This is a genomic window from Paenibacillus sp. 8b26 (assembly GCF_050626875.1).
Classification (GTDB): Bacteria; Bacillota; Bacilli; order Paenibacillales; family Paenibacillaceae; genus Paenibacillus.
The window spans coordinates 3,364,432-3,387,905 of the sequence record NZ_CP192445.1 but is presented as its reverse complement, the minus strand read 5'-3'; the positions used below and the strand labels follow the sequence as shown (position 1 = coordinate 3,387,905).

The following is a 23,474-nucleotide window of genomic DNA, read 5'->3' as shown; positions in this document are numbered from 1 at the left end:
AAAATTCTCATACTATACACAGTAAGATTAATATATGAGGAAAGAAGTGACGACAATGGGTCTTAATTTTCGCAACAGTACCAATGCAGCTATCTATGTTGTCTACGCCTACCCGAACTTCAGTTGTAGTCCTGTTAACTATGCCAAGATTGGCTGGTATCGTGTAGATCCCGGGCAAACGAGAGAAGTCTGGAATGGATACGCAGGAGGTAATACGTTCTATTATTATGCTGAAAGTAGCTTCGGACGCACGTGGGCAGGTACGTATTTTACCCAAATTCCCGAACAGTCTTTCCATTGGTGCTGGAACGTAGGATGCACGACCTGTAGAAATCTGGGGCTGCGGAGGGTTCCTGTCAGCGTAATCTATGCCAATTACACTATCAACCTGATTACGAGTACGAGTCAAAGCTCCACTGAATCCAATAATGTCCGCACAGCATTGCCTACCAAACAAAAAGCAGGAGAATCTCTGGTGGTTAGAATTCCTAAAACGGCTAAAAAGCTGAAAAAGGGCGCACCTGTAACCCTCAATCGCAGATCATTTCCTGAAAAGCTAAGAAGAAAGTAATGTAAAACACACTAATATTAGTGAACTCAATACATTTCTAGCTCAGCTTATATACATTATTCTTGAACTAAAAGAAAGGAGCGACCTTATATCAAGGGCCTGCTCCTTTCTTTTATAACTATACTATTAGCTGAAAAGTGTTTATTTACTCTCGGCTTCCCATTTGGATATTTCCTCGCGAACCCGTGGGGCTACCTCTGTTCCCAATAGCTCAATGGCTCTCATGACATCCTCGTGCGGCATCGTGCCTACAGGTACGTGCAATAGAAAGCGTGTAATGCCTACCTGCTTGCGCAGGTGAATGATTTTCTTGGCAACCGTATCGGGATCGCCTACATACAGCGCCCCTTCAAAGCTACGCGCGGAATCAAAGCTGGAACGAGTGTAAGGTCCCCATCCACGCTCCCGCCCAAGCACATTCATACTCTGCTGGGTGGAAGGGAAAAACTTGTCGGCTGCAAGCTCGGTATTTTCTGCGATAAAACCATGTGAGTGTGATGCAACCGGAAGTAATGATGCGTCGTGCCCTGCGTGCGCAGCCGCTTTTTTATATAGCTCCACAAGCGGCGCAAACTGCACAGGACTACCGCCAATAATCGCCAGAACCAATGGTAACCCGAGCAAGCCCGCGCGAACCACAGATTCCTGATTGCCTCCGCTACCAATCCATACGGGCAACGGGTCCTGAACCGGACGTGGATACACGCCCAGATTATTGATCGCAGGCCGATGTCCACCTTTCCAGGTGACTTTTTCCGAATCCCGTATTTTCAACAACAGTTCGAGTTTTTCATCAAACAGTTCGTCATAGTTATCTAAATCATAGCCAAACAGCGGGAAGGATTCGATAAAAGAACCCCTGCCTGCCATGATTTCAGCCCGTCCATTCGAGATACCATCCAGCGTAGCAAAATCCTGAAATACACGCACCGGATCATCTGAGGAAAGCACTGTGACCGCGCTGGTCAGCCGAATCCGCTGGGTCTGCGAAGCAGCAGCAGCTAGTATTACCGCAGGAGCAGATGCCGCATAGTCTTTACGATGATGCTCTCCCACGCCATATACATCCAGCCCTACCCGATCTGCAAGCACAATCTCCTCGACAACTTCACGTATTCGTTGCGCATGACTGATGACCTCACCCGTTTGTGTATCCGGCGTTGTTTCTACAAATGTGCTGATACCTATCTCCACTTGCCCTACCCCCTACTTCAATGTCTCGTTCCCATCGGCTGCTTTGTAAGCAAACCATTTTAAAAACCGATATCTTTATTTTGAACTTTTTTTATAACTTTTTCAAGCCCTGCTTTCTAAATATGGAACCGGCTTAAGAGAACCTGAGGATTTTCCGCAGGAAACGATATCTTTCTGTCGAATATTTTATGGAATAAAAGAGATTTCAATCCTCACAGCATGAATACAACAAGGGGGCTCATACATCCATGGCTTTTGTCATCAATAACCTAAAGGATAACAGCAATGTTGCCATCGCAGACCAATTAGGTGGATTTACCGTATTGGAATACATATCGGATTTAAGCTGCACCTCGGTTGCGGCTGCGGAAGCCAATTACTATATGAGCAAAAGTAACATGCGCCGCAAGCAGCTCATGATCGAAATCAACAATAGTGAAATCATGATGAAGGCGGGCGCCATGCAATATACGGTGGGCAGTATGGAGATGACTACCGGCGTAAAAGGCGTAGGAGGCTTAATGCGAAATTTGGTGTCCGGTGCTGTAACGGGAACAAGTGCCATCAAACCTCTCTATAAAGGCACGGGTACGATTATGCTGGAACCTACTTATAGTTACATTTGGCTCATTGATGTCGATAATGATCACATTGCTATCGAAGACGGCTTATTTTTAGCTTGTGAAACTACGCTGGACATATCCGTTGTTGCCCGTAGCAACCTTTCCTCGGCCGCTCTGGGTGGAGAAGGATTATTTAATTTAAGCGCTCGGGGAAAAGGAGTTCTTGCCCTGCAAGCGCCTATCCCTTCCGAGGAAGCGGTCGTTATAGAATTGCAAAATGATGTGCTAAAAGTGGACGGTAACTTTGCCCTCATGTGGTCCAATACCTTACAGTTCACCGTCGAGAAGTCTGGGAAAACCAAAATGGGCTCGGCTGCTTCCGGCGAAGGTCTGGTCAATGTGTACAGGGGAACAGGAACCGTATGGTTAGCACCATTATAAACATAAAAAAGGAGAAGCCCTCGGCTTCTCCTTTCTTACATTTTAGTTCTTTTTCACAAACTCGGATTTTAATTTCATCGCTCCGAAGCCATCAATTTTGCAATCAATATCATGATCGCCTTCCACCAGACGGATATTCTTTACTTTTGTGCCGATTTTCAGGACGGATGAGCTTCCTTTGACTTTAAGGTCTTTAATGACGGTTACAGAATCACCGTCCTGCAGAACGTTACCATTGGCATCTTTGATGACTTTTACATCTTCGTTATTTGCTGCTTCTGAATCGGAAGACCACTCATGAGCGCATTCCGGGCAAATGAAGAGGCTCCGATCCTCGTACGTGTATTCTGAATTACATTCCGGGCAATTTGGCAAATTAGACATATTTGTATGTACTCCATTCATTATCAATTCTACACCTGTGATCGTCCTATGAAACAAACCTTGCTCCAAGCCCTCCTTGGAGTTCCTTACAAGTATATTGGATAATCAGCAACGATTCCACTAATAGAGGAAATTAGTTTAGGATTTTCCTTTCCTTTTAAAATGATTATGATGATTGAAAAAGGATGCCCACCTCGTTAGGTAGCATCCTTCCTCATGAGCAGAATCATATATTGAAAATGTACTCTACGGCACGTTTATGCCTTTGTTTGCTCAACCAGCTCACGAATTCCTTGGCTAAGCGGCGTAAGCGGGCGTTTCAGAAGCTTCTCGAAATCGTTGCTTACAACATCCAAAGCTCCTTCGCGAATGGCTTTTTGAATACCGACAACAATAGGGATTGCGGCTTCCGGTACGCCCGCACCAAGCATAATGTCGGCATACGCAGTATCGTCTACCTGCTGTACAGGCACATCCTTACCCAGCACCTCAGCAAGAATCGCCGCAAACTCTTCTTGGGTAATCGGCTTGCCGGAAAGCTCATATATTGTGTTTTCATGCCCTTCGCTGGATAATACGTTTGCCGCCGCTTGCGCATAATCTGCACGGGCAGCCCAACCTACTTTACCGGAACCTGCTGAGGTCAGCCAAGGAGCCCCGGCCAGCACGGATTGAATCGTGCCTGCTTCATTTTCAAGATACCAGTTATTGCGCAGGAAAGAGTAAGGGATGCCCGATTCGCGAATGAACTCTTCCGTTATACGATGTACAGGTGCAAGGAACAAAGTGCTGTCGGCCGCATTGGCAGCGCTGGTATAAGCGATGAAGCCTACTCCCGCACGTACAGCAGCATCCACAGCAGCCTTATGCTGGCGGATTCTCGTATCATTATCGCCGTCTGCGGATATAATCAGCAGTCGGTCTACACCAGCAAACGCTTGGTCCAGCGTCTCCGGTTTATCAAAGTCGCCATGACGAACGTCAACGCCACGGGCACGCAAGTTTTCTGCTTTTTCCGGATTTCTCACGCTAACAATAAGGTCTTCTGCCGATACGGATGCAAGCAACGCCTCTACCACGATGGAACCCAGTTGCCCGGTTGCTCCTGTTAATGCGATTTTCATATGAAATCCTCCATTCAGATTTTATTTACCTTTCTATAGTAACTATAAATATGACGCTTGTCTAATTTGGAGTCAAAAGGTCTGCTTTTCGGGTAAGGGTTAGTAATCCAAACTTTCTCCTACAGAGAGGAACATGTGTATGAAGCAAGCCATGATTATTGTAAATCCATCTTCTGGAAAAGAGGAGGCGGTCGAACATGTCAGAAACGTAGAAGACATTCTACGTGACAAAGGATACGACGTTACGATCAAGGAGACGGCAAAAGAACTGGACGCTACGCGGTTTTGCACCACGGCGTGCGAAGAAGGCTATGACCTGGTCGTGTCCATCGGCGGGGATGGCACACTTCACGAAACGATCAACGGCCTTATGGATCAAGACCACCGCCCTAAGCTGGGTGTTGTCCCCCTTGGGACGGTCAATGATTTTGCCCGTGCCTTACAAATTCCGCTGAACCCCGAGCAGGCGATCCGTACACTCACTTCTTCCAGCGTAAAAACCGTAGATATGGGCCGATTAAACGACCAATTGTTTGCCAACATTGTTGCCGCAGGTTCACTCGCTGAATCGCTGTCTTCCGTATCGTCCGACGATAAGTCCAAGCTTGGCACGTTTGCCTACTTAAAAGAAGGCATTAAAGAACTCATCGGCAATGCTGCCCACCCTCTCGTCATACGTTATGATGAACAGACCTGGGAAGGGGAATCCCCTCTCTTTCTCGCTGCTTTAACCAACTCGGTCGGCGGATTCGAAAAACTGGCGCCTGATGCTGCTGTTGACGATGGTCTGCTTCACTGCTTTATTTTCAAAAACCTCAATATATTGAATACTGTGACGGCCAGCCTATCTTTATTGTTCGGCAGCCTGAAAGATCATAAAGATGTAGTTTACTTTACCGCAAAGCATGTAAGTGTCAGCTCCGCAGAACCGGTCAGTACGAATGTAGATGGGGAGGCAGGGCCGTCTTTACCCATCGAGCTTCGGATTTTACCACGTCATATTGAGGTGATTGTGCCGGAAGAGGAGGTCGAAGGCAATTGATGACTACACGGCTGCTGTCAGTGAATTAAATGTTGGCAGATTGATGCATTAAAGCGAATTGTTAAAGAGGTACGCGGGGCGTTTGAATAAAAAGGGCGCTCCCGCTCAGGATTTAGGCTCGTATTCGCTCAATTTCCCTTCATAAATCAAATGGAATCGATCACTTTGCCGAAAATCGTCCGGCGTAATAAGAGCGGGCAACTTGTTCCATATTTTTATGCCAGATCGCTGTAAAATTTCTGCGACGAATTGCGAACAAAAATAGGAATTACTGAACTCGATGGGTTCTTTGAGTGCAATACCAATCAAACCCAGTAAGTTATACATATATTTTTGGCGACTTCGAATAAAGACGTGTAAGACCCGCTTCATTTTCTCGACTTCACGGTCGGTTACTTGAAGCTCGTAGATGACACATGTTGTATTCGGAAATCTGCTGTATGTACCTGTCTTAATATCCTCTTTCACGAAACCACCATCCAGAGGGTTATTGGGGGTCTTTCTCCCGAAGCTGTATAACTCCGAAAGTTCCCGGTTGAAGGAAATGGAGGCGTGATTGTATGGCGCTCTCGTATAGCTTTTAATGACTCTCGTAAGAAACGTTCCCGTATTGGTAAGCAAGATAAAGACGGATTGATCAGCTGCCATTTACGAAATTTCTCCTTATCAAGTTTGGATTATTCCTTCATAATAACATAGGAACCCTATAATGGACTCCTACATCGTGATAAGTTGGTGATTGGCAATGGACAGCTCGCTATTAACGTTAATTCTTATTTTCACAGCCTTATTGGCTATCCAATTGATTTATGTTGTGATCGTCAAAACACAGCCCAACAAAGACTATGCAGCCATCGGACTTCGGATCAAGACATGGTGGGGCATGTTCTTTATCTTTTGCTTGGCAACTCTTTTTAATCCGATTGTTTCACTGCTTTCCTTGATGGCACTCACTTTCTTTGCGCTGAAAGAATATTTCTCCATGATCAAATCCAGAAAAGCCGACCGCAGACTGTTTCTATGGGCATACTTGGCGATTCCTGTGCAGTTTTATTGGATTTATATCGGGTGGTACGGGATGTTTATTGTCTTTATCCCTATCTATGTATTCTTGCTGCTGCCTCTCCCGCGATTGATTAACAAAGGCACGGTCGGTTTTCTGCGTAGTGTCAGCTCGACCCAATGGGGACTTATGCTGATGGTTTTCGGGCTTAGTCATTTGGCCTATTTTCAGTTTGCTACGCCGCAATACGGGGCTAAACTTGTGCTTTTTCTAGTGGTGTTGACGCAGCTCAATGATGTTGCACACTATCTGGCATCACTCTATTTTGGGAAGCGGAAAGTAGTCCCGACCTCCAACCCCAATTTAACTTGGGAAGGCTTTGCGTTCGCTTTTCTCGTAACCATAGGGGCGTCCTATCTAATCTATCCCTACCTGACACCGTTTGATCTGAAATTCGGGCTTATTTTCGGCATGCTGATCAGCTTGAGCGGTTTCTTCGGCAGCTTAACGGTTTCCGTGCTGAAGCGAGATTTATTAATTGGCGATGATGACAAGTTCGATGCTTTGAAGAAAAGCTACTTAAGCCAGGTCGATAGCTTGACCTACACCTCGCCGGTCTTTTTTCACGTGATCCGTTATTTTTTTGACTTTATGTAGTGATTCTAAGGACCACCTCTCATCTCGTGGTGAGGGGTTTTAGGCTTTTTTCAAGATAACATTCTTACATAGTACAATTAATATTTGGGGGATCAATACAATAAATACGTGTGACAGCACAATGAATGGCAAGGATGAAATAAAAATGGCCGGACCTTGGTCTTCTCTCATGCGCTCAACGAACAGCCACCACATAGGTACGGATACCAGCCACATTAAGACATTCGAGATAGCTAGATAACAAAGATCTTTCCACAAAAAACAAAACAATATCGCAAGGATCGCTGGAATAGTCCATGAGCCGATCAAGCGACCATTGCTTAATATCACGAATGCTGCAATAGGATAGAGAATTGCAATGACCACCTGGACTATTTTATTTTCATAAAACCTCAATTTGATAGCCTCCTTATAATCTCCTATAATCCAAATATACCATGAATTACTAGGGGGAGCATAACGATGGTCACCTATAAGAGATGCACTGACGTTGGCATGGAACACATTTTCCAGGCATTTTCGCTTGGGTTCTCGGATTATTCCATTCGCCTGACCACGGATCAGGACGATTTCGCAGCACGTTTTTTTGGTCCAGAGGGTAATACACGGAATCACTCTTTCCTTGCCATGGATGAGGATCAACCGATCGGCTTAATTCTCGGCGGTGTCCGGCAGTTCGACGGGTACAAGACCATGCGTTGCGGCACGCTCTGCATCGCTCCGGCTTACCGTGGTCAGGGGATTAGCAACAAGTTGCTTGAACTGCATAAACAGACAGCCGTATCGGCGGACTGCCAGCAGCTATGGCTTGAAGTCATCAAGGATAATCATCGGGCCGTCAAATTATATGAAAAACATGGCTACCAGACGCGCTATACGTTGAAATACTACAACGGCACCCTGCCTTCCGCACCACCCGATGCTCCCTCAACTTTATATACAATTAAGGGAATTACCTTTGAAGAAGTTGAGGCTTTTCGTAAGACACTCACCGATTGTCACATCCATTGGCAATGCGACACACCTTATTACGCCGCCAGTACACAGGAAGCTTTTCTCGGTATCTGCGATGTGAATCAAGCCTGCCTCGGCATGGTGGCCATGAGTCCGCAGGGTAAGGTCAACTTTCTTTGGGTCGATCCCAAGCACCGCAACCAAGGACTTGGACGCGCCCTCCTTCATAGAGCAGCAGAGACCCAAAAGGTTGAGAAAGTGTACATTAGCCTCGACAATGACTCTCTTGAACGTTTTATTCAAAAAATGGGATTCGTAAAAGGCTCCCTTGAGCAATATGAAATGGGTATGCCGCTTTATCCGTGTACTCCTGTCATTTCAGAGGACGATTTAATCTCGCCCACCGTCCAGCTTCTCACTAAAACCTTTTCCAGTCCTGAGCGCTCTTCTTAAATGGCTAGAACATTAATCAATACTGCCCAAACTCCATTGATTCTGATCGTTTTTCACAAAATAGTAGTACGCATTAGGAGTTTGTATTCCTGTACCATCTTTAACTTTACCCCTGATTTCAACGACTACTCTGCCGTTCTGATCTGCTTCGATTTTACCTATCTCATTAAAATAATAATCTTTCCCAAACAAATACATATAGGCGTCAGCCGTTTTTTCGTTGATAAATACGTTTCGGAACTCTTTTTCTTGCTTGTTGGCTAAGGAATCCAGTGTTGTTTTTAAAAGTCTTTTTATATCGTCACTAAACAATGGATCACGGATAGTATCTAAATCCACAGAAAGCCCTGTTTTAAATTTCTCTGTATCGACTTGTTTATTCACTTGTTGGTTTTCCGTTTTTTCTATTTCGGAATTCTCAGTTGCGGATTGAGCAGTAGAATCAGGTTTATTTGCACAAGATATCAAAATACCAATAGATAAGATTCCCACTAAGGTATAAATAATGAGCTTGTTCATAAGTAACCTCCCAATATACTACAGATGGAATTGACTGTAACAGCATGCATGTCTGTTCCCTATAAATTCCGGCGGAAATCACCCAGTCGCCAGTTTACTTTCCTTATAAACTTCAATAGTTTGACGCAAATATCACCCAAAAACGGCTGAACCAATTAAAGTGTCTGGATAAAGCAAACGATTTCATATCTATGATAAAATAGGCTGACATTTACGACAACCTGCCTTATCATGTTGTTCAGATGCACAACAAGTGAAAGCTCTTTCACAAGTGCAATGCGTTACATCACTATGGATGAGGAGGAATCCTGAACTGTTTCAGCTCTCCGAAAAACAAGCCCAAGACATTGTAGATAAAATGATGAAGGATATTCCATACAATATCAATATTATGAATGAACGAGGCATCATCATTGGCAGCGGCGAAAGCGAACGGGTTGGGACTGTTCACCAAGGAGCAGTTCATGCACTCGAAACCGGGAAAATGATTGAAGTATGGCAGGACGGCCACTATGAGAAAAAGGGGACCAATGAGCCCATCGTCATTCATCATGAACGAGTCGGTGTGATTGGCATTACGGGCAATCCCGATGAAGTGCGGCCTTTTTGCAATATCGTCAAAACCACGGTATCGCTCCTGATCGAGCAGCGAATCTCTCTGGAGCATCTGGCCCACGAAGCCAACCGTAAAAAATCCGTGCTGGAAATGCTGTTAAATCATCAGGGGGCCTATACCCAAAAAATAAAAAAAGAAGCGGCTCAATATCACATTGATTTGCTTCTAAAAACTTCGGCGGTATATGTAAAGTATCTTCCTGACGACCCGGTTAATGTAGCCGAGCTGTCCAGTATATTCATGCAGCATCCGTCCTTTCGTATGGAGGAGAACAGCTATCTCATCCTGATGCAAAATCAGGAGGCGACAGACAAGCTGCTGGAGCCACTTGTGCGCAGCCATCCTCATGTGCTGATTGCCGTCAGCAGACAAGAGCATAACATTGCGGATTGTTATTTGCAGGCCAAGTCAGCCATGAATGTTTTACTGGCTCTGCGCCCGCCTGTGCAAATAATCTCTTTTGCAGAAGTCGAATTTTGGGTCAAATTGAGTCAAACGAACCTGACGAACACACTCTATCTGGTTAGCAAGCTGGAAGATACCGTGGATTTGCTGGATACGCTGCGAAGCTTTATTAACCATAACGGCAGTGTCTCCTTCACCGCAGACGAGTTAAATATTCACCGGAATACACTGCAATACCGCCTGAAGCGCATCCATACCTTAACGGGTAAAGATCCCCGGAATCTCCTTCAACTTTTTGAGCTTACGCACGGCTTATTGGCACTGTATCAATGAACTGCTGTATTATGCCAGATCATTTTTCGGTACAAATAACATATTTCCGCTCGCCGTCACTCCCGAATTTCTCAGCCAATCTCCTTTGGCTAAGATCAGGATTGCAGGCGAGCGCTCGTATTATATCGTATTTGTATTATGCCGTTTTATGTTTATAACCCGCTTTTCAATCTGCTCATTCCTCGCTAAATTGAAGCACTCTTGCGATATTCTCACACGTACGCTCTACGTTTTGCGGCCCTTCGGCTAGCAGCTTACCCAACTCCGAGGCTCCCGGCACGATGCCGAACACCGCATCTATTCCTTCCTTGTACAACGTGTCGATCCCTTCCCCGATATAACCTGCGACCGCAATGACCTTTTTTCCAGACTGTTTTGCCGCCTGAGCTACTCCATACGGAGTTTTACCGAATTTGGTCTGAAAATCAATACCGCCTTCTCCCGTCAAAACGATATCCGCATTCCCCAGCTTCTGCTTTAATCCGGTGTATTCGATCACAATTTCAATACCTTTTTGCAGTACCGCCTGAGTAAAAATCAGCAACCCCGCACCCAATCCACCTGCTGCGCCTGCGCCTGGGAGATCGCGCACATCCTTGCCCAGCTGCTGCTTCACCACATCGGCGTAATGGGCAAGATTGGCATCCAATTGCTGCACCATCTCCGGGGTTGCCCCTTTTTGTGGCCCGAATACTTGAGATGCCCCATGCTCTCCGCACAGCGGATTTGTCACATCACAGGCTACAATCAGTTGTACCTGCTGCAAGCGACCATCCAGTGATGAAATATCAACACTGGCCAGCTCGCCCAGACTACCCCCACCGCGTGGAAGAGTATTGCCTGTTGCATCCAGAAATCTGGCGCCCAGCGCTTCCGCCATTCCTGTACCGCCATCATTCGTCGCGCTTCCGCCAATGCCAATGATAATTTTTCGAATTCCCTGGTTCAGACATTCACGGATTAACTCCCCTGTGCCGTAGGTTGTTGTCTTTAACGGGTTTTTGTTATCCTTGTTAACCAAATGGATTCCACTGGCGGATGCCATCTCGATTGCCGCCGTGGTGCCGTCTCCCAGCAAGCCGTATGCAGCAGCTACAGGTTCTCCAAGCGGTCCGGTCACCTCGATATAACGAAGCTGACCGCCTGTCGCATCCACCAGTGACTGTACCGTTCCTTCACCGCCGTCCGCCATCGGGATGTGGACATAATTTGCGGCCGGATACACCTTGCGCAGTCCTTTCTCCATCGCGATACATACTTCTTTTGCTGTCATACTTTCTTTAAAGGAATCCGGCGCCAGCACAAATGTCTTCTCGCTCATCTTCTCACCCCATCCTAAATATTAAAGCAAAAATCCATACATCAATGTCGCTACAATCGTCATCGTTCCACCCACAATAGCTTCATAAGGGATGAGTCCCATCCGTTGCTTAATACTCATTTTCATACTGTCTGCCGTGACGTGAAAATAGTTGCCTTGTGGCAAGGAGTCGATGACCGTAGCCCCTGTATGCACCATCACAGCTGCAGCCAACGGGGCCGTCCCCATATTCAGAATCGCTTCCCCAAACGAGCCTGTCGCCAAAATAACTCCCGTTGAGGTCGACGCCGTGGCAGCCGCCATCAGAATACCTGCAAGCGGTGCCAGCAATGTGCCGGAAACTCCCGAGGCTTCAATCAAGCCAACCACCTGAGTAGACAAGTTGGACGCAGAGATCAGACCCGCAATCCCGCCTGCACCGATCAAAATCAGCACGGTCGCCGTCATTTTATTCAAACCAGAGGCCGAATATTTTAAAATATTGCGTCCTTGCCCCATTGCCAGCATACCCACAATCCCGGCAATCGGCAAAATGTACATCGCGTCCACCTTGAAACTCGACAGCGCTTCAATACCGGAGATGGAACCAATCGGATTAATCATCAGCAAAATAACAGCTACCAACGGAGCTACAATCGCCCGTCCCAGCGCCGGGTACTTCGAAGTATCGACATCACTGTCCATCGTATCCTGGTCGGATACCATCACGCCTTTGGTTTTCAACATAGACGCCACCAGGACGGTCACGATTAAACCACATACCGCAGGAACCACACCTGCCAGCATAACATGGCTTAAATCCAGATTGAATCCACGTGCCGCCGCAATCGTATTGGGATTTGGAGAGATGATGTTCCCCGCCTTTCCGCCTCCGGATAAGGCCAGCAGAAGCGCCAGCTTGGAAATCCCCATTTTGTTCCCGACCGACAATGCAATAGGTGCCACGATCAGCACTGCGACGGGAATAAATACGCCTACCGCCGTAATAATCATCGTCGCCAAGGCTAGTGCGAGGATCGCTTTGCTACCGCCAAACTTTTTTACAATGGCCTGAGCAATCGTCTCCGCCGCCCCGGACTCCATCATCACACCTGCCAATACACCTGCGGCGAGCACTCGAATGACCGTCCCCATCACACTTTGCGTACCGCTAATCAACACACTAATGGTCTGCTCTAAATTGGCCCCGCCCAATAAAGCGCCTATAATGGCTCCCAAAAACAAAGCGTAAACCGGATTCAGCTTTCTTAATATCAGAATAATCGCAATAGCCAGCCCTGCCAGAGCTCCTATCCAACTGATCGTCAACCCTTCCATCTGCCTAACCCCCCGGGCAATTTTTGATTACGCTTTCATTATATCGACTGCGGAGGATGAAAAATATTGAAGAACGGACGAAATTGATTGTGCATTTGCACATACAAAGAGCCCATATTCCCCTTCAGGAATCTGGACTTTGAACACCCTTCAAAAAAAGACTGGTTTGCATATTTTCTACTTGGACCACTATATATTTTATCTCATTTTCAAACGATTGAGCTAACTGTCTGGTAAAACCCTCTGAAGCCTTAAGCATTGAAGTGCCAATAAGCTCACCAACAATAGAGATTACCAAAAAAGATAGGCCATTATTCATTCTCTCATATATATGTCTTTAATTCTTTCATATTTCTTGCCTCATTTGTTCATCTGGAGGAGCAAGCCCGAACATTTCCGCAAACCACAAATTATTTCAAGTGGGTTAAAGTTATGCATTTAGTAATTGCCAAGTGTGCTCTATGTATTCGTGCATATAGGTTAAAAAGAAAAAAGCCTTGGGAGCACATCTTTTCACCCAGGGCTTAAGCTTTAAAGTCGCTCTACAAAAGACTTAGTCAAGTAAACGTCTCCCCCGCTCAGCAAAACTCCACATCTGGGGTTTTTGGCATCGCCATTGGCACTAGCTGCCCAGATATTGTCTCAACCATTGGAGCGCGGGACGTTCCGAGCCGTTCGTATTCAGCAGATGTGTATTCGATATCCAGGTTTGCCCCTGAATGTATCCCCAGAGCGTAACGCCCTTCACCGAAGAATGCTGCCATAATACCGGGAATTTCTCCTTGTATCTGGCAAGCTGGGTGTTGTCGTCACCAGTTATATCCAGTTCAGACACATAGATTGGCAATCCTGTTGCCGCTAACTTGTTCAGTACAGTGTTCATCGTGTTAACTGAGACGGTGTCCATACTGAACTGGTGGCATTGAATGCCAATTCCGTCAATCAGGCCTCTACTCTTGAGCTGATTAATAATATTGACATATTGATCAGTTAATGAAGGATCGTTGATAATCCCATATTCATTTATAAGGAGCTTAGAATTAGGAAAGGCTTGTCTGGCCTGTTGGAACGACCATATTACCCAATCCCATCCGGTCGATCCGTCACCACCAATGGCATTGTGGAAGGACGGTTTCTGATGCAGTGGCTCATTCACCACATCTACAAACGCCGAATTCGAATAGCGCTGACCGGCAGCTTTAATCCACTGAGTCACTTCCGCCTTCTGATCAGCAGCCGACAGTCCGCCAATCCATCCTGGCTCCTGGGCGCCCCATACCAAGGTGTGAAACTTGAATGTGAAGCCATTATTACGGGCATAATTGTAGGCGGTATCCGCCTGCGACCAGTTCATGTTATTACGGCTGCCTTCAACTGAGCCCCACTTGGTCGAATTCTCTGGCGTCACCTGATTCCAGTACGTTCCGTAACTAGGAGGGACACTGCCGGCAATGACATTCCCGAGGAATTTGCTTCCCTTCGCCAGACCAGCATCAGCCTGATTTACCAGAACAGAAGATAACAACACACCTGCCAACGCCAAACTGCTCACCAACTTGCCTACTTTAACTCTCAACATATAATCTCCTCCTCACACGTATTAGGTTTAATACCTCCAATTAAATAAACGCTTACATTTACAATTATAATAATGAATGGTTATTTTTTGCTACATGTGAAAATAAAGATTTAACCCGAAAAACTTTACATCCTTGCGGGACAGCCAAACATCTGCGATCCTTTGCTATACATCGTTTCAATTAAATCTAAGCGAAAAATTGCTTCTGCAGATTCAACTGAAGCCTATCGGCTGCCTGCTCTACATCCACGTGTACGATGACTGTCTCAGGCAGTTCGGTCTCAATGACATGTGGTGCTGTTCCATCCACGATTCCTGCTTTTAAATTGGTTATAATTACTCCGTCCAACGAATCGTTATCCGCTGCGCAATGAAGAATCCATATCTCATAGCCTTGCTGTGCCATATGCTCTCCAATTTCTCGAATAAGCCTTGATTTCCCCGTACCAGGGCCTCCTTTTAAGACAAACAAACGTGTAATCCTTGAAATGACGAATTTCATTCCCTACCATCTTTGATAACTGAGGAATTTGCAAAATCCAATAAGCGACTTTGAATGAACAATATATAGATCGAAATGGTCTAGTTCGTCTATATATTGTACTAGGGAGCGACAGGAATCGTTTTTTGCAAAATCCTGATCTGTGTATTACAAAGGGGCTATCTCCCAAGTCGTTTCAGACCTTTGGAGACAGCCCCTTTAATTGTTTAAGGATTAAGTGCTTTTGCAATCGCGTCCACATAACTTTGGCTAGCAAGCTGGCTTACTTCTGCTTGCGGAACCATCCCTTCAAAGTTGTGGAATGTGCCGGGATACAGATGGAATTCGACGTCTACATCCGCTTGGGCAAGGCGTGTCGTATATTCAATCGTCTCATCTCGGAACAGATCGAGCTGGCCTACGCACGTATAGGTCGGCGGCAGGCCAGCCAAGTTTTCCGCTCTCGATGGCACCGCATATGGGGACACCTCGGTGTCTTCAGTACGATCCCCCAAGTACATGTTCCAGGCCGCCAAGTTGTTCTTCCGGTTCCATGGTGCGTTATCGGCCGTAATTTCATGACTTGACGCCGTAATATTGCGGTCGTCGATCATCGGATATAGCGGCATTTGGAAGATGAGGGATGGGCCGCCTTTGTCACGAGCCATTAAAGCAAGTGCTGCGGTCAGACCGCCGCCCCCGCTCGCACCGGCAATTGCGATCCGGCCCAAGTCGATGCCCAGCAGCTCAGCTTCGTCGGTCATCCACGTCAAAGCAGCATAACAGTCATCGATGGCAGCTGGATAGGGGTGCTCGGGAGCAAGTCGATAATCGACCGATACGACGACGCATTTGGCCGCCTGCACGAAGCGTTCGCACAAAGCATCGTCCATATCAGGATGCCCCATCACATAGCCTCCCCCGTGAACCCACAGCATGGCCGGAAGCTTAACGTCAGTTCGCTGGGCAGGTTCGTAGATTTTGACTAATATCTCGCCTGCTACGCTCGGAATCATCCGGCTTGTCGTGCGTACGTGCTCAGACTGCTCAATGGGGGAACTCGACAAATAGCTTCTGCTCAGTTCTAAATTTTCCTCCAGTTGAAAGCCAGGAAATTGTGCAATTACCGGCCTTAATTCTGGTAACAAACGATTTTCAAAATCCATGCGAATCACTCCTATGTTTGGTTTTTATGATCTTTTTCCCGTCTCAGCTTCCCACTTGGTTATTTCCTCCCGGACTCGGGGTGCTACCTCTGTTCCCAGCAGCTCAATGGCTCTCATCACCTCGGCATGCGGCATCGTGCTTAACGGAACATACAGCATAAAGCGTGTAATGCCTACATGTTTGCGAAGGTGAATGATCTTCTGGGCAACAGTCTCAGGATCGCCAACATATAGCGCACCTTCAAAGCTGCGCGCGGCATCGTAACTAGAACGATCATAGTGCGCCCAGCCCCGCTCCTTGCCTAATTTATTCATACCTGCCATCGTAGAAGGGAAATATGTATCTGCAGCTCGTTCAGTATTCTCTCCGACAAATCCTATCGAGTGCGACCCAACCTTAAGCTGCGATTCATCATGACCAGCGTGCGCTGCTGCTTTCTTATAAAGTTGCACGAGCGGTGCAAAATTCGTCGGGTTTCCACCAATGATCGCCAGCATCAATGGCAGTCCTAACAGACCTGCTCGGATAGCAGAATCCTGCCTGCCCCCACTTCCAACCCATATCGGTAAAGGATTCTGAACCGGTCGTGGATACACGCCCAAATTGTTAATCGCTGGCCGATGCCCGCCCTTCCAGGTTACTTTTTCGGACTCCCGTATCTTAAGGAGCAATTCCAAATGTTGTTCAAACAGCTCATCATAGTCATCCAAGTCATAGCCAAACAGTGGAAAAGATTCAATAAAGGAACCTCTGCCAGCCATAATCTCCGCACGTCCATTCGAAATACCATCCAGCGTAGCAAAATCCTGAAAAACGCGAACGGGATCAGCTGAAGAAAGCACTGTCACTGCACTAGTCAGCCGAATCCGTTTCGTCTGCGCTGCAGCCGCTGACAGCACAACTGCTGGTGAAGATGCCGAATAATCCTGCCGATGATGCTCACCTACACCAAACACATCAAGTCCCACTTGATCAGCAAGGACAATTTCCTCGACAACTTCACGCAATCGCTGTGCGTGACTTATCACTTCACCTGTCTGAACGTCAGGCTTTGTTTCTACAAACGAAGTAATACCTATCTCCATGGTCCATCTCTCCAATTCTAATAGCCTTCTTTGTATGCCAATTAAATACCGATAAAATATCATACTGATCGGTAAAATATTTTTCCCAGTAAATATAACTCATCAAAAAGAATAATGTCAATAAATTTAGTAAAAACACTTTGATTTACCTTCATATCGATATCTCCTTGGTGCGATAAACCAAACTGCATTTGACAATCTAACAAGCTAATTATAAGATAATAACATACTAATTGGTACGCAAATAAAGACTCCTGTCAATTATGATCAGAGTCATTGAATTAAGAATAAAATCAAGAGTAATGAGAGGTGTTGATTATGGGACGAATCCGCGAATTTGACGAAGAAAAAGTATTAGATGCAGCTATGCAAATATTTTGGGAGAAGGGATATGAGGCTACCTCATTAAGTGATTTAACTTCCAGAATGGAAATTCAACGCCCCAGTATATATTCAGCTTTTGGAGGCAAAAAAGAATTGTTCGAAGCTGCGCTGCGCAAATACATGATGTCCCGTGCTGCTCTGATCCGAGCCAAGCTTCAAAGCAACCCATCTGTAAAAGAAGCATTTAGAACTTTTTTTGAAGGTGTGGTCGATGAGGAATATGCAGAAAATCCTAGAAAAGGATGCTTTTGCATCAATACAATGGTTGAACTTGCACCTCATGATGAGAAATTTGAAATTCTTACAAGGGAACATCAAATGTACCTATCGGTTATATTTCAAGAAACCATTGAACGAGGTATACAATCAGGCGAGCTTGAGATCGGGCTCGATGCGAAGGCTGTATCACAGGCGCTAGTCGTATCGTTAATTGGACTGACCGTAATGATAAAGTCTCGTCCGGAGCGATCATTTATTGATAACACGATAGCGGTGACACTTACACTGCTTAAGTAATTCGGAATGAGTTCAATTTTAACGAATGGGAATTACTAAAACGGCAGTTTAAAGGGCACCCAATCGGGTGCCCTTTCCAACTTCCACTTCTCTTACTCCAACTTTAAGGCCTCTTGAGCGTAGGAGGATACGTCGTTACTTTTCTCTTCATCCTCAGCCTTGCGAGCAAGCCGCTTTGGGTTGACTTCTTGGCTAGAGCTGTATGATGAGTCCAAAGTTCATCCTTCGCCGATAGAGCAAGATGACTTCTGCAGTGTAATGGTGTCAATGCTTTCATAAGATGCAGCAGACACTTCAGAATTTGCTGTCAAAAAGGCCATACGAATGTGATACAAACGATCATTGCAATAGCTTTTTCCAATGCATAGCGTACTCCTAGTTGTCTTCAGGACTGTCCCTGTTCGCTAATTGCTCTTGGGCGAGACGGATCATTTCCCGAACCATGGAACCGCCAATTTTGCCGCCTACATGGCCCACTGATTCCGTAGTCAGACTGCCATTGTTACCTGGCTGCAGAGGTATACCAAGCTCCTTAGCAACTTCGTATTTTACGTCGTCCGGATGATTCGGATCAACGGCATATCCTTCCTGCCTCATTACATCTGCTTTGAAAGCCTGCATTCCCTGTTCCACCCCTGGCACCGCATATTTCCTCCTTCTTCTTGCCATCTTGATGCACTCCCCTCGATGTCTTTTTCCCTAACATGCCCGGAAGCACAAAATTTCATCCCGCTTCCACTTCGGTGCAGGTTACAATTCAATTCGGAAAAACCCGAATGGGATCTCAGCTTCTAGTGAAGGGCTGGTCAATGTTTATCGAGGAACAGGCATGGTATAGTAGCACCGCTCATTCAATACAAAAGTGGTCTGCTCCCTCCTGATACCACACGTCCTTAAAGGTCGAGGTCTACAACGTAGCATAGGGTAAGACTCCACAGGACTACGCATCTTTACACCCATATCTTTGCGTTACTTATGATACGGTTCACCTCGTTAGTTGCTTCGGCAACGAAAAAGACTGAGATAAAGGCTCAGTCTTATAGCATGCTAATCTAATCCTCTCATTGGCTATAAATAAACATCACTTTTTGCATTAAATCTGCGATCATTATTTTCACCTTAAACCGTTTGGTATGACACATTATCTGCATCTAAGGATAATATGGATAACTGAGCAAGGAAAGCACTGATACCAAAGGAATGGTAAAAGTACGGTAAAAAGGATATATTAATATATCAACGAACTGCCTCTAAAGAAAGGAATACAAGCCCGAGATATCTTTGTTTCTACATCCAAAATTAACGATGAAGCGGTTCTTTTTCGCCCAAACCAAGCGCCTGCGTTGTGAAAGCATGAATTTCTTGGAAAAGCTCTGGGTTTTCCGCTAGTGACACGCCATGGGAAGGAATCATTTCTTTTATTTTCGGTTCCCACTCTTTCATATGTTGTGGGAAGCATCTTTCTAATACTTCCAGCATAACGTTAACAGCAGTAGAAGCACCCGGAGAAGCGCCGAGTAATGCAGCTATCGAGCCATCAGCGGCACTAACCACTTCCGTACCAAATTGAAGGGTGCCTTTACCGACCTCCGTATCTTTGATCACCTGCACACGTTGACCCGCTACCACGATCTCCCAGTCCTCGATATTGGCGTTCGGAATAAACTCGCGTAATTCTTCCAGGCGCTTTTCATTCGATAACATCATTTGCTGGATCAGGTATTTGGTCAACGCCATCTCTTTTACACCTGCTGCCAACATCGTGAAGAGGTTATTTGGTTTTATAGAACAGATCAGATCCAAATTTGAACCCGCTTTCAAGAACTTTGGTGAGAAGCCAGCAAACGGCCCAAACAGCAGTGCTTTTTTGTCGCCGATATATCTTGTATCCAGATGCGGAACAGACATGGGAGGAGCACCAACCTTAGCTTTACCGTATACTTTTGCATGATGCTGCGCGACAACTTTAGGATTGTTACATACCATAAATAGTCCACTTACCGGGAATCCTCCAATATATTTGGACTCAGGAATACCGGTTTTTTGTAGTAAAGGCAGACTTCCGCCCCCACCGCCGATAAAGATGAATTTCGCAGTATGGTATTCGATTTTACCGTTATCAAGATTATGCACTTTGACTTCCCACGAGCCGTCGCTCGTGCGTTTAATATCCTTAATACTATGCTTGTATTTGATCTCAACGTTTTTACTTTTTAAATGGTCAAACAACATACGTGTTAAAGCACCAAAGTTGACATCTGTTCCAGAGTCGATTTTGGTTGCCGCGATCGGTTCATTCGATGTACGGCCTTCCATGATCAGCGGAATCCATTCTTTCAGCTTTTCAGGGTCATCGGAAAATTCCATTCCTTGAAACAGAGAAACGTTTGATAGCGCTTTAAATCTCTTTTTTAAAAAAGATACATTTTTTTCTCCGCTTACCAAACTCATATGAGGTATTGGCTTGATAAAGTCCTGCGGATTACGAATCAAATCGCTGTTTACAAGAAAAGACCAAAACTGTCTTGAGAGCTGAAACTGCTCATTAATGTTCACAGCTTTACTAATATCTATAGATCCGTCAGCTTTTTCGGATGTATAGTTCAGCTCGCAAAGTGCAGCATGGCCCGTACCCGCATTATTCCATTCGTTAGAGCTTTCTTCTCCTGCGTTTGCGAGTTTCTCAAACACTTTAATTTCCCATTCCGGTGCTAACTCTTTCAGCAATGATCCCAGAGTCGCGCTCATGACTCCGGCACCAATTAAGATAACGTCTGTTTTTTTCTGTATGTTGCTCATAAAAACCTTCCTTATCTCTTATATTTGCAAAAAAGAGCAGGCCCTCCTGCTTAGGTGATACAAGAAGAAGGCTCCACTCAGGAACATACCTTTTCTGTCTCTATTATAACTAGTTTATAGTCTTTTAAAAATTATATCGACTATTATCTACTAATTATAAACCATTTCGTTATGAGAAAAAAAAGTGATAAATCGCCCACAACTCATTATACAGGACTAATTCGACATTCCGCTCTACTATCCTTGTGGTACGGTTCACCGTACTTGCTTAACTAGTAAAGCGATGACCTGAGCCAAGGAGTCTCTTCATTTTTTCTTTTGTTGAGTCATCCAAAGGAATACTGATCGTAACTTGAAGGTCAGCAGAGTCCCTGGCCTGGGAAGAAAGATGCCCAAAACGAAGAGAACCAACAATTGGAACCAAACAGCTCTAGTAGTCATTGATCTTCAAAAATGGATTGGTAATCAGTACCCCCCTATTCTGCCGAGCAGGTCATTGCCAACTCAGCCAAACGGGGCTAATCAGTTTCGTGACCAAGAGGCATTTGTGGCACTCGTGCATGTCGCTTGGGATACAATCACTGCGCTGTCTGTAACGGCAAGCTTGGGGGAATCATTGATATGTATTAGAGTGAACCTGAATATAGAGTATACTATATGAGTATAAGTTCGATACACGATGACATTCTATATGTATAGGTATTCAAATACAGCGCAGAAGAGGTTGAAAATGAGTCAAAAGCATTTTTCAGATTACCCATTAAGTGAAGAAATTGTGCGAGCGCTGAATAGCTTGGGTTATGAGACGCCCACCGAAATTCAGACGGAAGTCATTCCAGTTGCGCTTGAAAAGAAGGATCTTGTCGCCAAATCGCAAACAGGTAGCGGCAAAACAGCGGCATATGGTATTCCACTTTGTGAGTTAGTAGATTGGAATGAGAATAAATCCCAAGCTTTAATCCTGACGCCAACCCGTGAACTCGCATTACAGGTCACCGAAGACATCACAAATATTGGACGCTTTAAGCGGATAAAAGCAACGCCCCTTTATGGCAAACATCCTTTTCACATACAAAAGGCCGAGTTAAAGCAAAGAACGCATATCGCTGTAGGTACGCCAGGACGTGTACTAGACCATATTGAACGAGGCACGCTATCGTTAGATCGGATTGCCTATCTCGTGATTGATGAGGCTGACGAAATGCTGAATATGGGCTTTATCGAGCAAGTTCAGTCCATCATCCAGGCTCTGCCTGATGACAGGGTTACGATGTTATTCTCCGCTACTTTTCCTGAAGATGTAGCCAAACTGTCGCGTAAATATATGAACAATCCTATTGAAATTGAAATAAAAGCGACTGGTATAACGACAGCCACGATTGATCACTCTCTTATCCAGGTGAACGAATCGGACAAGCTGGCACTGCTGCAAGATCTGCTCATTGTTGAGAATCCTGACAGTTGTATTATTTTCTGTCGTACGCAGGAGAATGTAGATACATTATTCAGAGCATTGGCTGATCTCGAATATCCATGTGACCGGATTCATGGTGGAATGGAGCAGGATGAGCGATTCGAGGTGATGAATGCGTTCAGAAGGGGGCAATTCCGTTACTTGATCGCAACAGATGTTGCCGCAAGGGGGATCGACATCACCAATATTACCCATGTCATTAACTACGATATTCCCCTTGAGAAGGAAAGCTATGTTCATCGCACGGGACGTACGGGACGTGCAGGCAAGACAGGGAAAGCCATTACCCTGGTCACTCCTAAGGATAGCAAACGATTAGCCGATATTGAAGCATATATTGGATTCGCGATTCCGAAAGTAAAAGCTCCCTCAGAAGAGGCTGTGGATCTCCGTAGAGAAGATTTTGAACAGAAGCTACATGTCAGAACTGAACTCAAAAAAGATAAGCGCGAGCAATTAAACCAACAGATTATGAAGCTGAACTTCAATGGCGGCAAGAAGAAGAAACTCAGAGCTGTCGACTTTGTTGGGACAATCGCTAAGCTGGACGGGGTAAGCGCAGACGATATCGGGATTATTACGATTCTTGATAATGTGACAGATGTTGAGATTCTGAATGGCAAGGGCCCACTGGTGCTGGAGATTATGAAGAATACGACCGTAAAAGGCAAGCTGTTAAAGGTGCGTAAGGGGAATAGGTAGAAGCTACACGGCACGAAAAAGACTGAAAGCAAATCAGTGGATGTGAATCTTTAACCACGGAGAGATCACCTTTTTTGAATAGAGGTCGATCTCTCTTTGGGCTGTTTTTCCGATGCGGGGTAGATGTCCAATCATTCTGTCATTAGCATAAAAGCGGGCGTCTCGATAGACGCGGCTCCACCTGGTTGATCGCCTTCCCACTTCGGCATCGTATCTAAAATAATCCCAACTCCATCCACTGGCAGTGAGCACAAGTGACCGTTCGTGATTTCGCAGTCAGCTTCAAGCAGCCCTAAAACCTGACAATACCAACTGCGGGACTTCTCAATATTCCGAACCGACACAAAAAAACTTCCGATTTTATTTTTGATCGGGTTGGTTTGTGTGATA

At 45.6% G+C, this 23,474-nt stretch carries 25 protein-coding genes; 9 read left to right on the top strand and 16 right to left on the bottom strand.

Annotated features, from left to right (window positions below; all coding sequences use genetic code 11):
- Window positions 1-55: 55 nt before the first annotated feature.
- Window positions 56-571 (top strand): DUF1036 domain-containing protein, encoded by a 516-nt coding sequence (locus ACQ4MX_RS15595; protein ID WP_431091349.1) that lies wholly within the window; start codon window positions 56-58, stop codon window positions 569-571.
- 141 nt (window positions 572-712) lie between these two features.
- On the opposite strand, the gene ACQ4MX_RS15590 is transcribed toward ACQ4MX_RS15595, so the two are convergent.
- The gene (locus tag ACQ4MX_RS15590) at window positions 713-1,765 is read right to left on the bottom strand and encodes an LLM class flavin-dependent oxidoreductase (RefSeq protein ID WP_134911841.1); all 1,053 of its coding nucleotides are present in this window, start codon (window positions 1,763-1,765) and stop codon (window positions 713-715) included.
- Between the two features lie 248 nt (window positions 1,766-2,013).
- Here ACQ4MX_RS15590 and ACQ4MX_RS15585 point away from each other — a divergent pair, with 248 nt between their 5' ends.
- On the top strand, window positions 2,014-2,769 hold the full coding sequence (locus ACQ4MX_RS15585; RefSeq protein WP_044648815.1) for an AIM24 family protein: 756 nt from the start codon (window positions 2,014-2,016) through the stop codon (window positions 2,767-2,769).
- 42 nt (window positions 2,770-2,811) lie between these two features.
- Here the strand turns inward: ACQ4MX_RS15585 and ACQ4MX_RS15580 are convergent, their stop codons facing one another.
- Both ACQ4MX_RS15580 and ACQ4MX_RS15575 read right to left on the bottom strand, forming a co-directional pair.
- Entirely contained in the window at window positions 2,812-3,153 is a 342-nt protein-coding gene (locus ACQ4MX_RS15580) for a zinc ribbon domain-containing protein YjdM (protein WP_044648825.1), read from the bottom strand.
- A gap of 257 nt (window positions 3,154-3,410) precedes the next feature.
- Window positions 3,411-4,277 (bottom strand): SDR family oxidoreductase, encoded by an 867-nt coding sequence (locus tag ACQ4MX_RS15575; protein ID WP_431085790.1) that lies wholly within the window; start codon window positions 4,275-4,277, stop codon window positions 3,411-3,413.
- 139 nt (window positions 4,278-4,416) lie between these two features.
- Here ACQ4MX_RS15575 and ACQ4MX_RS15570 point away from each other — a divergent pair, with 139 nt between their 5' ends.
- A complete protein-coding gene (locus tag ACQ4MX_RS15570) occupies window positions 4,417-5,319 on the top strand; it encodes a diacylglycerol/lipid kinase family protein (protein WP_431085789.1) in 903 nt (300 codons plus the stop codon).
- 105 nt (window positions 5,320-5,424) lie between these two features.
- On the opposite strand, the gene ACQ4MX_RS15565 is transcribed toward ACQ4MX_RS15570, so the two are convergent.
- Window positions 5,425-5,967, bottom strand: a complete 543-nt coding sequence (locus ACQ4MX_RS15565) for a hypothetical protein (protein WP_431085788.1) — start codon at window positions 5,965-5,967, stop codon at window positions 5,425-5,427.
- 97 nt (window positions 5,968-6,064) lie between these two features.
- On the opposite strand from ACQ4MX_RS15565, the gene ACQ4MX_RS15560 reads away from it, so the two are divergent.
- Complete coding sequence (locus ACQ4MX_RS15560; RefSeq protein WP_431085786.1) at window positions 6,065-6,979, top strand: phosphatidate cytidylyltransferase; 915 nt, start codon at window positions 6,065-6,067, stop codon at window positions 6,977-6,979.
- 39 nt (window positions 6,980-7,018) lie between these two features.
- On the opposite strand, the gene ACQ4MX_RS15555 is transcribed toward ACQ4MX_RS15560, so the two are convergent.
- Complete coding sequence (locus ACQ4MX_RS15555) at window positions 7,019-7,375, bottom strand: hypothetical protein (protein ID WP_431085785.1); 357 nt, start codon at window positions 7,373-7,375, stop codon at window positions 7,019-7,021.
- A gap of 66 nt (window positions 7,376-7,441) precedes the next feature.
- Here ACQ4MX_RS15555 and ACQ4MX_RS15550 point away from each other — a divergent pair, with 66 nt between their 5' ends.
- On the top strand, window positions 7,442-8,386 hold the full coding sequence (locus tag ACQ4MX_RS15550) for a GNAT family N-acetyltransferase (protein ID WP_431085783.1): 945 nt from the start codon (window positions 7,442-7,444) through the stop codon (window positions 8,384-8,386).
- 12 nt (window positions 8,387-8,398) lie between these two features.
- Here ACQ4MX_RS15550 and ACQ4MX_RS15545 read toward each other — a convergent pair whose 3' ends face one another.
- Window positions 8,399-8,905 (bottom strand): hypothetical protein, encoded by a 507-nt coding sequence (locus tag ACQ4MX_RS15545; RefSeq protein WP_431085782.1) that lies wholly within the window; start codon window positions 8,903-8,905, stop codon window positions 8,399-8,401.
- Between the two features lie 358 nt (window positions 8,906-9,263).
- Between ACQ4MX_RS15545 and ACQ4MX_RS15540 the strand changes: the two genes are divergently transcribed.
- On the top strand, window positions 9,264-10,259 hold the full coding sequence (locus ACQ4MX_RS15540) for a CdaR family transcriptional regulator (RefSeq protein WP_431091348.1): 996 nt from the start codon (window positions 9,264-9,266) through the stop codon (window positions 10,257-10,259).
- A 175-nt stretch (window positions 10,260-10,434) separates the two neighbouring features.
- Here ACQ4MX_RS15540 and ACQ4MX_RS15535 read toward each other — a convergent pair whose 3' ends face one another.
- The 6 genes from ACQ4MX_RS15535 to ACQ4MX_RS15510 form a co-directional block, all read right to left on the bottom strand.
- On the bottom strand, window positions 10,435-11,580 hold the full coding sequence (locus ACQ4MX_RS15535) for a glycerate kinase family protein (protein ID WP_431085780.1): 1,146 nt from the start codon (window positions 11,578-11,580) through the stop codon (window positions 10,435-10,437).
- Between the two features lie 21 nt (window positions 11,581-11,601).
- The gene (locus tag ACQ4MX_RS15530; RefSeq protein ID WP_431085778.1) at window positions 11,602-12,897 is read right to left on the bottom strand and encodes a GntP family permease; all 1,296 of its coding nucleotides are present in this window, start codon (window positions 12,895-12,897) and stop codon (window positions 11,602-11,604) included.
- 622 nt (window positions 12,898-13,519) lie between these two features.
- Window positions 13,520-14,476 carry an endo-1,4-beta-xylanase gene (locus tag ACQ4MX_RS15525; RefSeq protein WP_431085776.1) on the bottom strand — a complete coding sequence of 319 codons (957 nt, stop codon included), beginning with the start codon at window positions 14,474-14,476 and terminating at the stop codon, window positions 13,520-13,522.
- 187 nt (window positions 14,477-14,663) lie between these two features.
- The gene (locus tag ACQ4MX_RS15520) at window positions 14,664-14,978 is read right to left on the bottom strand and encodes a hypothetical protein (protein ID WP_431085774.1); all 315 of its coding nucleotides are present in this window, start codon (window positions 14,976-14,978) and stop codon (window positions 14,664-14,666) included.
- 206 nt (window positions 14,979-15,184) lie between these two features.
- Window positions 15,185-16,123 carry an alpha/beta hydrolase gene (locus tag ACQ4MX_RS15515; protein WP_431085773.1) on the bottom strand — a complete coding sequence of 313 codons (939 nt, stop codon included), beginning with the start codon at window positions 16,121-16,123 and terminating at the stop codon, window positions 15,185-15,187.
- 24 nt (window positions 16,124-16,147) lie between these two features.
- Entirely contained in the window at window positions 16,148-17,209 is a 1,062-nt protein-coding gene (locus ACQ4MX_RS15510; protein WP_431085772.1) for an LLM class flavin-dependent oxidoreductase, read from the bottom strand.
- A 318-nt stretch (window positions 17,210-17,527) separates the two neighbouring features.
- Here ACQ4MX_RS15510 and ACQ4MX_RS15505 point away from each other — a divergent pair, with 318 nt between their 5' ends.
- Window positions 17,528-18,109, top strand: a complete 582-nt coding sequence (locus ACQ4MX_RS15505; RefSeq protein ID WP_431085769.1) for a TetR/AcrR family transcriptional regulator — start codon at window positions 17,528-17,530, stop codon at window positions 18,107-18,109.
- Between the two features lie 92 nt (window positions 18,110-18,201).
- On the opposite strand, the gene ACQ4MX_RS15500 is transcribed toward ACQ4MX_RS15505, so the two are convergent.
- The 3 genes from ACQ4MX_RS15500 to ACQ4MX_RS15490 form a co-directional block, all read right to left on the bottom strand.
- On the bottom strand, window positions 18,202-18,324 hold the full coding sequence (locus tag ACQ4MX_RS15500) for a DUF2992 family protein (RefSeq protein ID WP_431085767.1): 123 nt from the start codon (window positions 18,322-18,324) through the stop codon (window positions 18,202-18,204).
- Window positions 18,325-18,484: 160 nt separating this feature from the next.
- A complete protein-coding gene (locus ACQ4MX_RS15495) occupies window positions 18,485-18,778 on the bottom strand; it encodes an alpha/beta-type small acid-soluble spore protein (RefSeq protein WP_431085766.1) in 294 nt (97 codons plus the stop codon).
- A 630-nt stretch (window positions 18,779-19,408) separates the two neighbouring features.
- A complete protein-coding gene (locus tag ACQ4MX_RS15490; RefSeq protein ID WP_431085765.1) occupies window positions 19,409-20,908 on the bottom strand; it encodes a malate:quinone oxidoreductase in 1,500 nt (499 codons plus the stop codon).
- A 388-nt stretch (window positions 20,909-21,296) separates the two neighbouring features.
- On the opposite strand from ACQ4MX_RS15490, the gene ACQ4MX_RS15485 reads away from it, so the two are divergent.
- Window positions 21,297-21,569 (top strand): hypothetical protein, encoded by a 273-nt coding sequence (locus ACQ4MX_RS15485; RefSeq protein WP_431085763.1) that lies wholly within the window; start codon window positions 21,297-21,299, stop codon window positions 21,567-21,569.
- A 69-nt stretch (window positions 21,570-21,638) separates the two neighbouring features.
- Window positions 21,639-23,084: a DEAD/DEAH box helicase gene (locus ACQ4MX_RS15480; RefSeq protein WP_431085762.1), complete on the top strand. Its 1,446-nt coding sequence runs from the start codon at window positions 21,639-21,641 to the stop codon at window positions 23,082-23,084.
- 131 nt (window positions 23,085-23,215) lie between these two features.
- Here ACQ4MX_RS15480 and ACQ4MX_RS15475 read toward each other — a convergent pair whose 3' ends face one another.
- The gene (locus tag ACQ4MX_RS15475) at window positions 23,216-23,428 is read right to left on the bottom strand and encodes a hypothetical protein (RefSeq protein ID WP_431085760.1); all 213 of its coding nucleotides are present in this window, start codon (window positions 23,426-23,428) and stop codon (window positions 23,216-23,218) included.
- Between the last annotated feature and the right edge of the window lie 46 nt (window positions 23,429-23,474).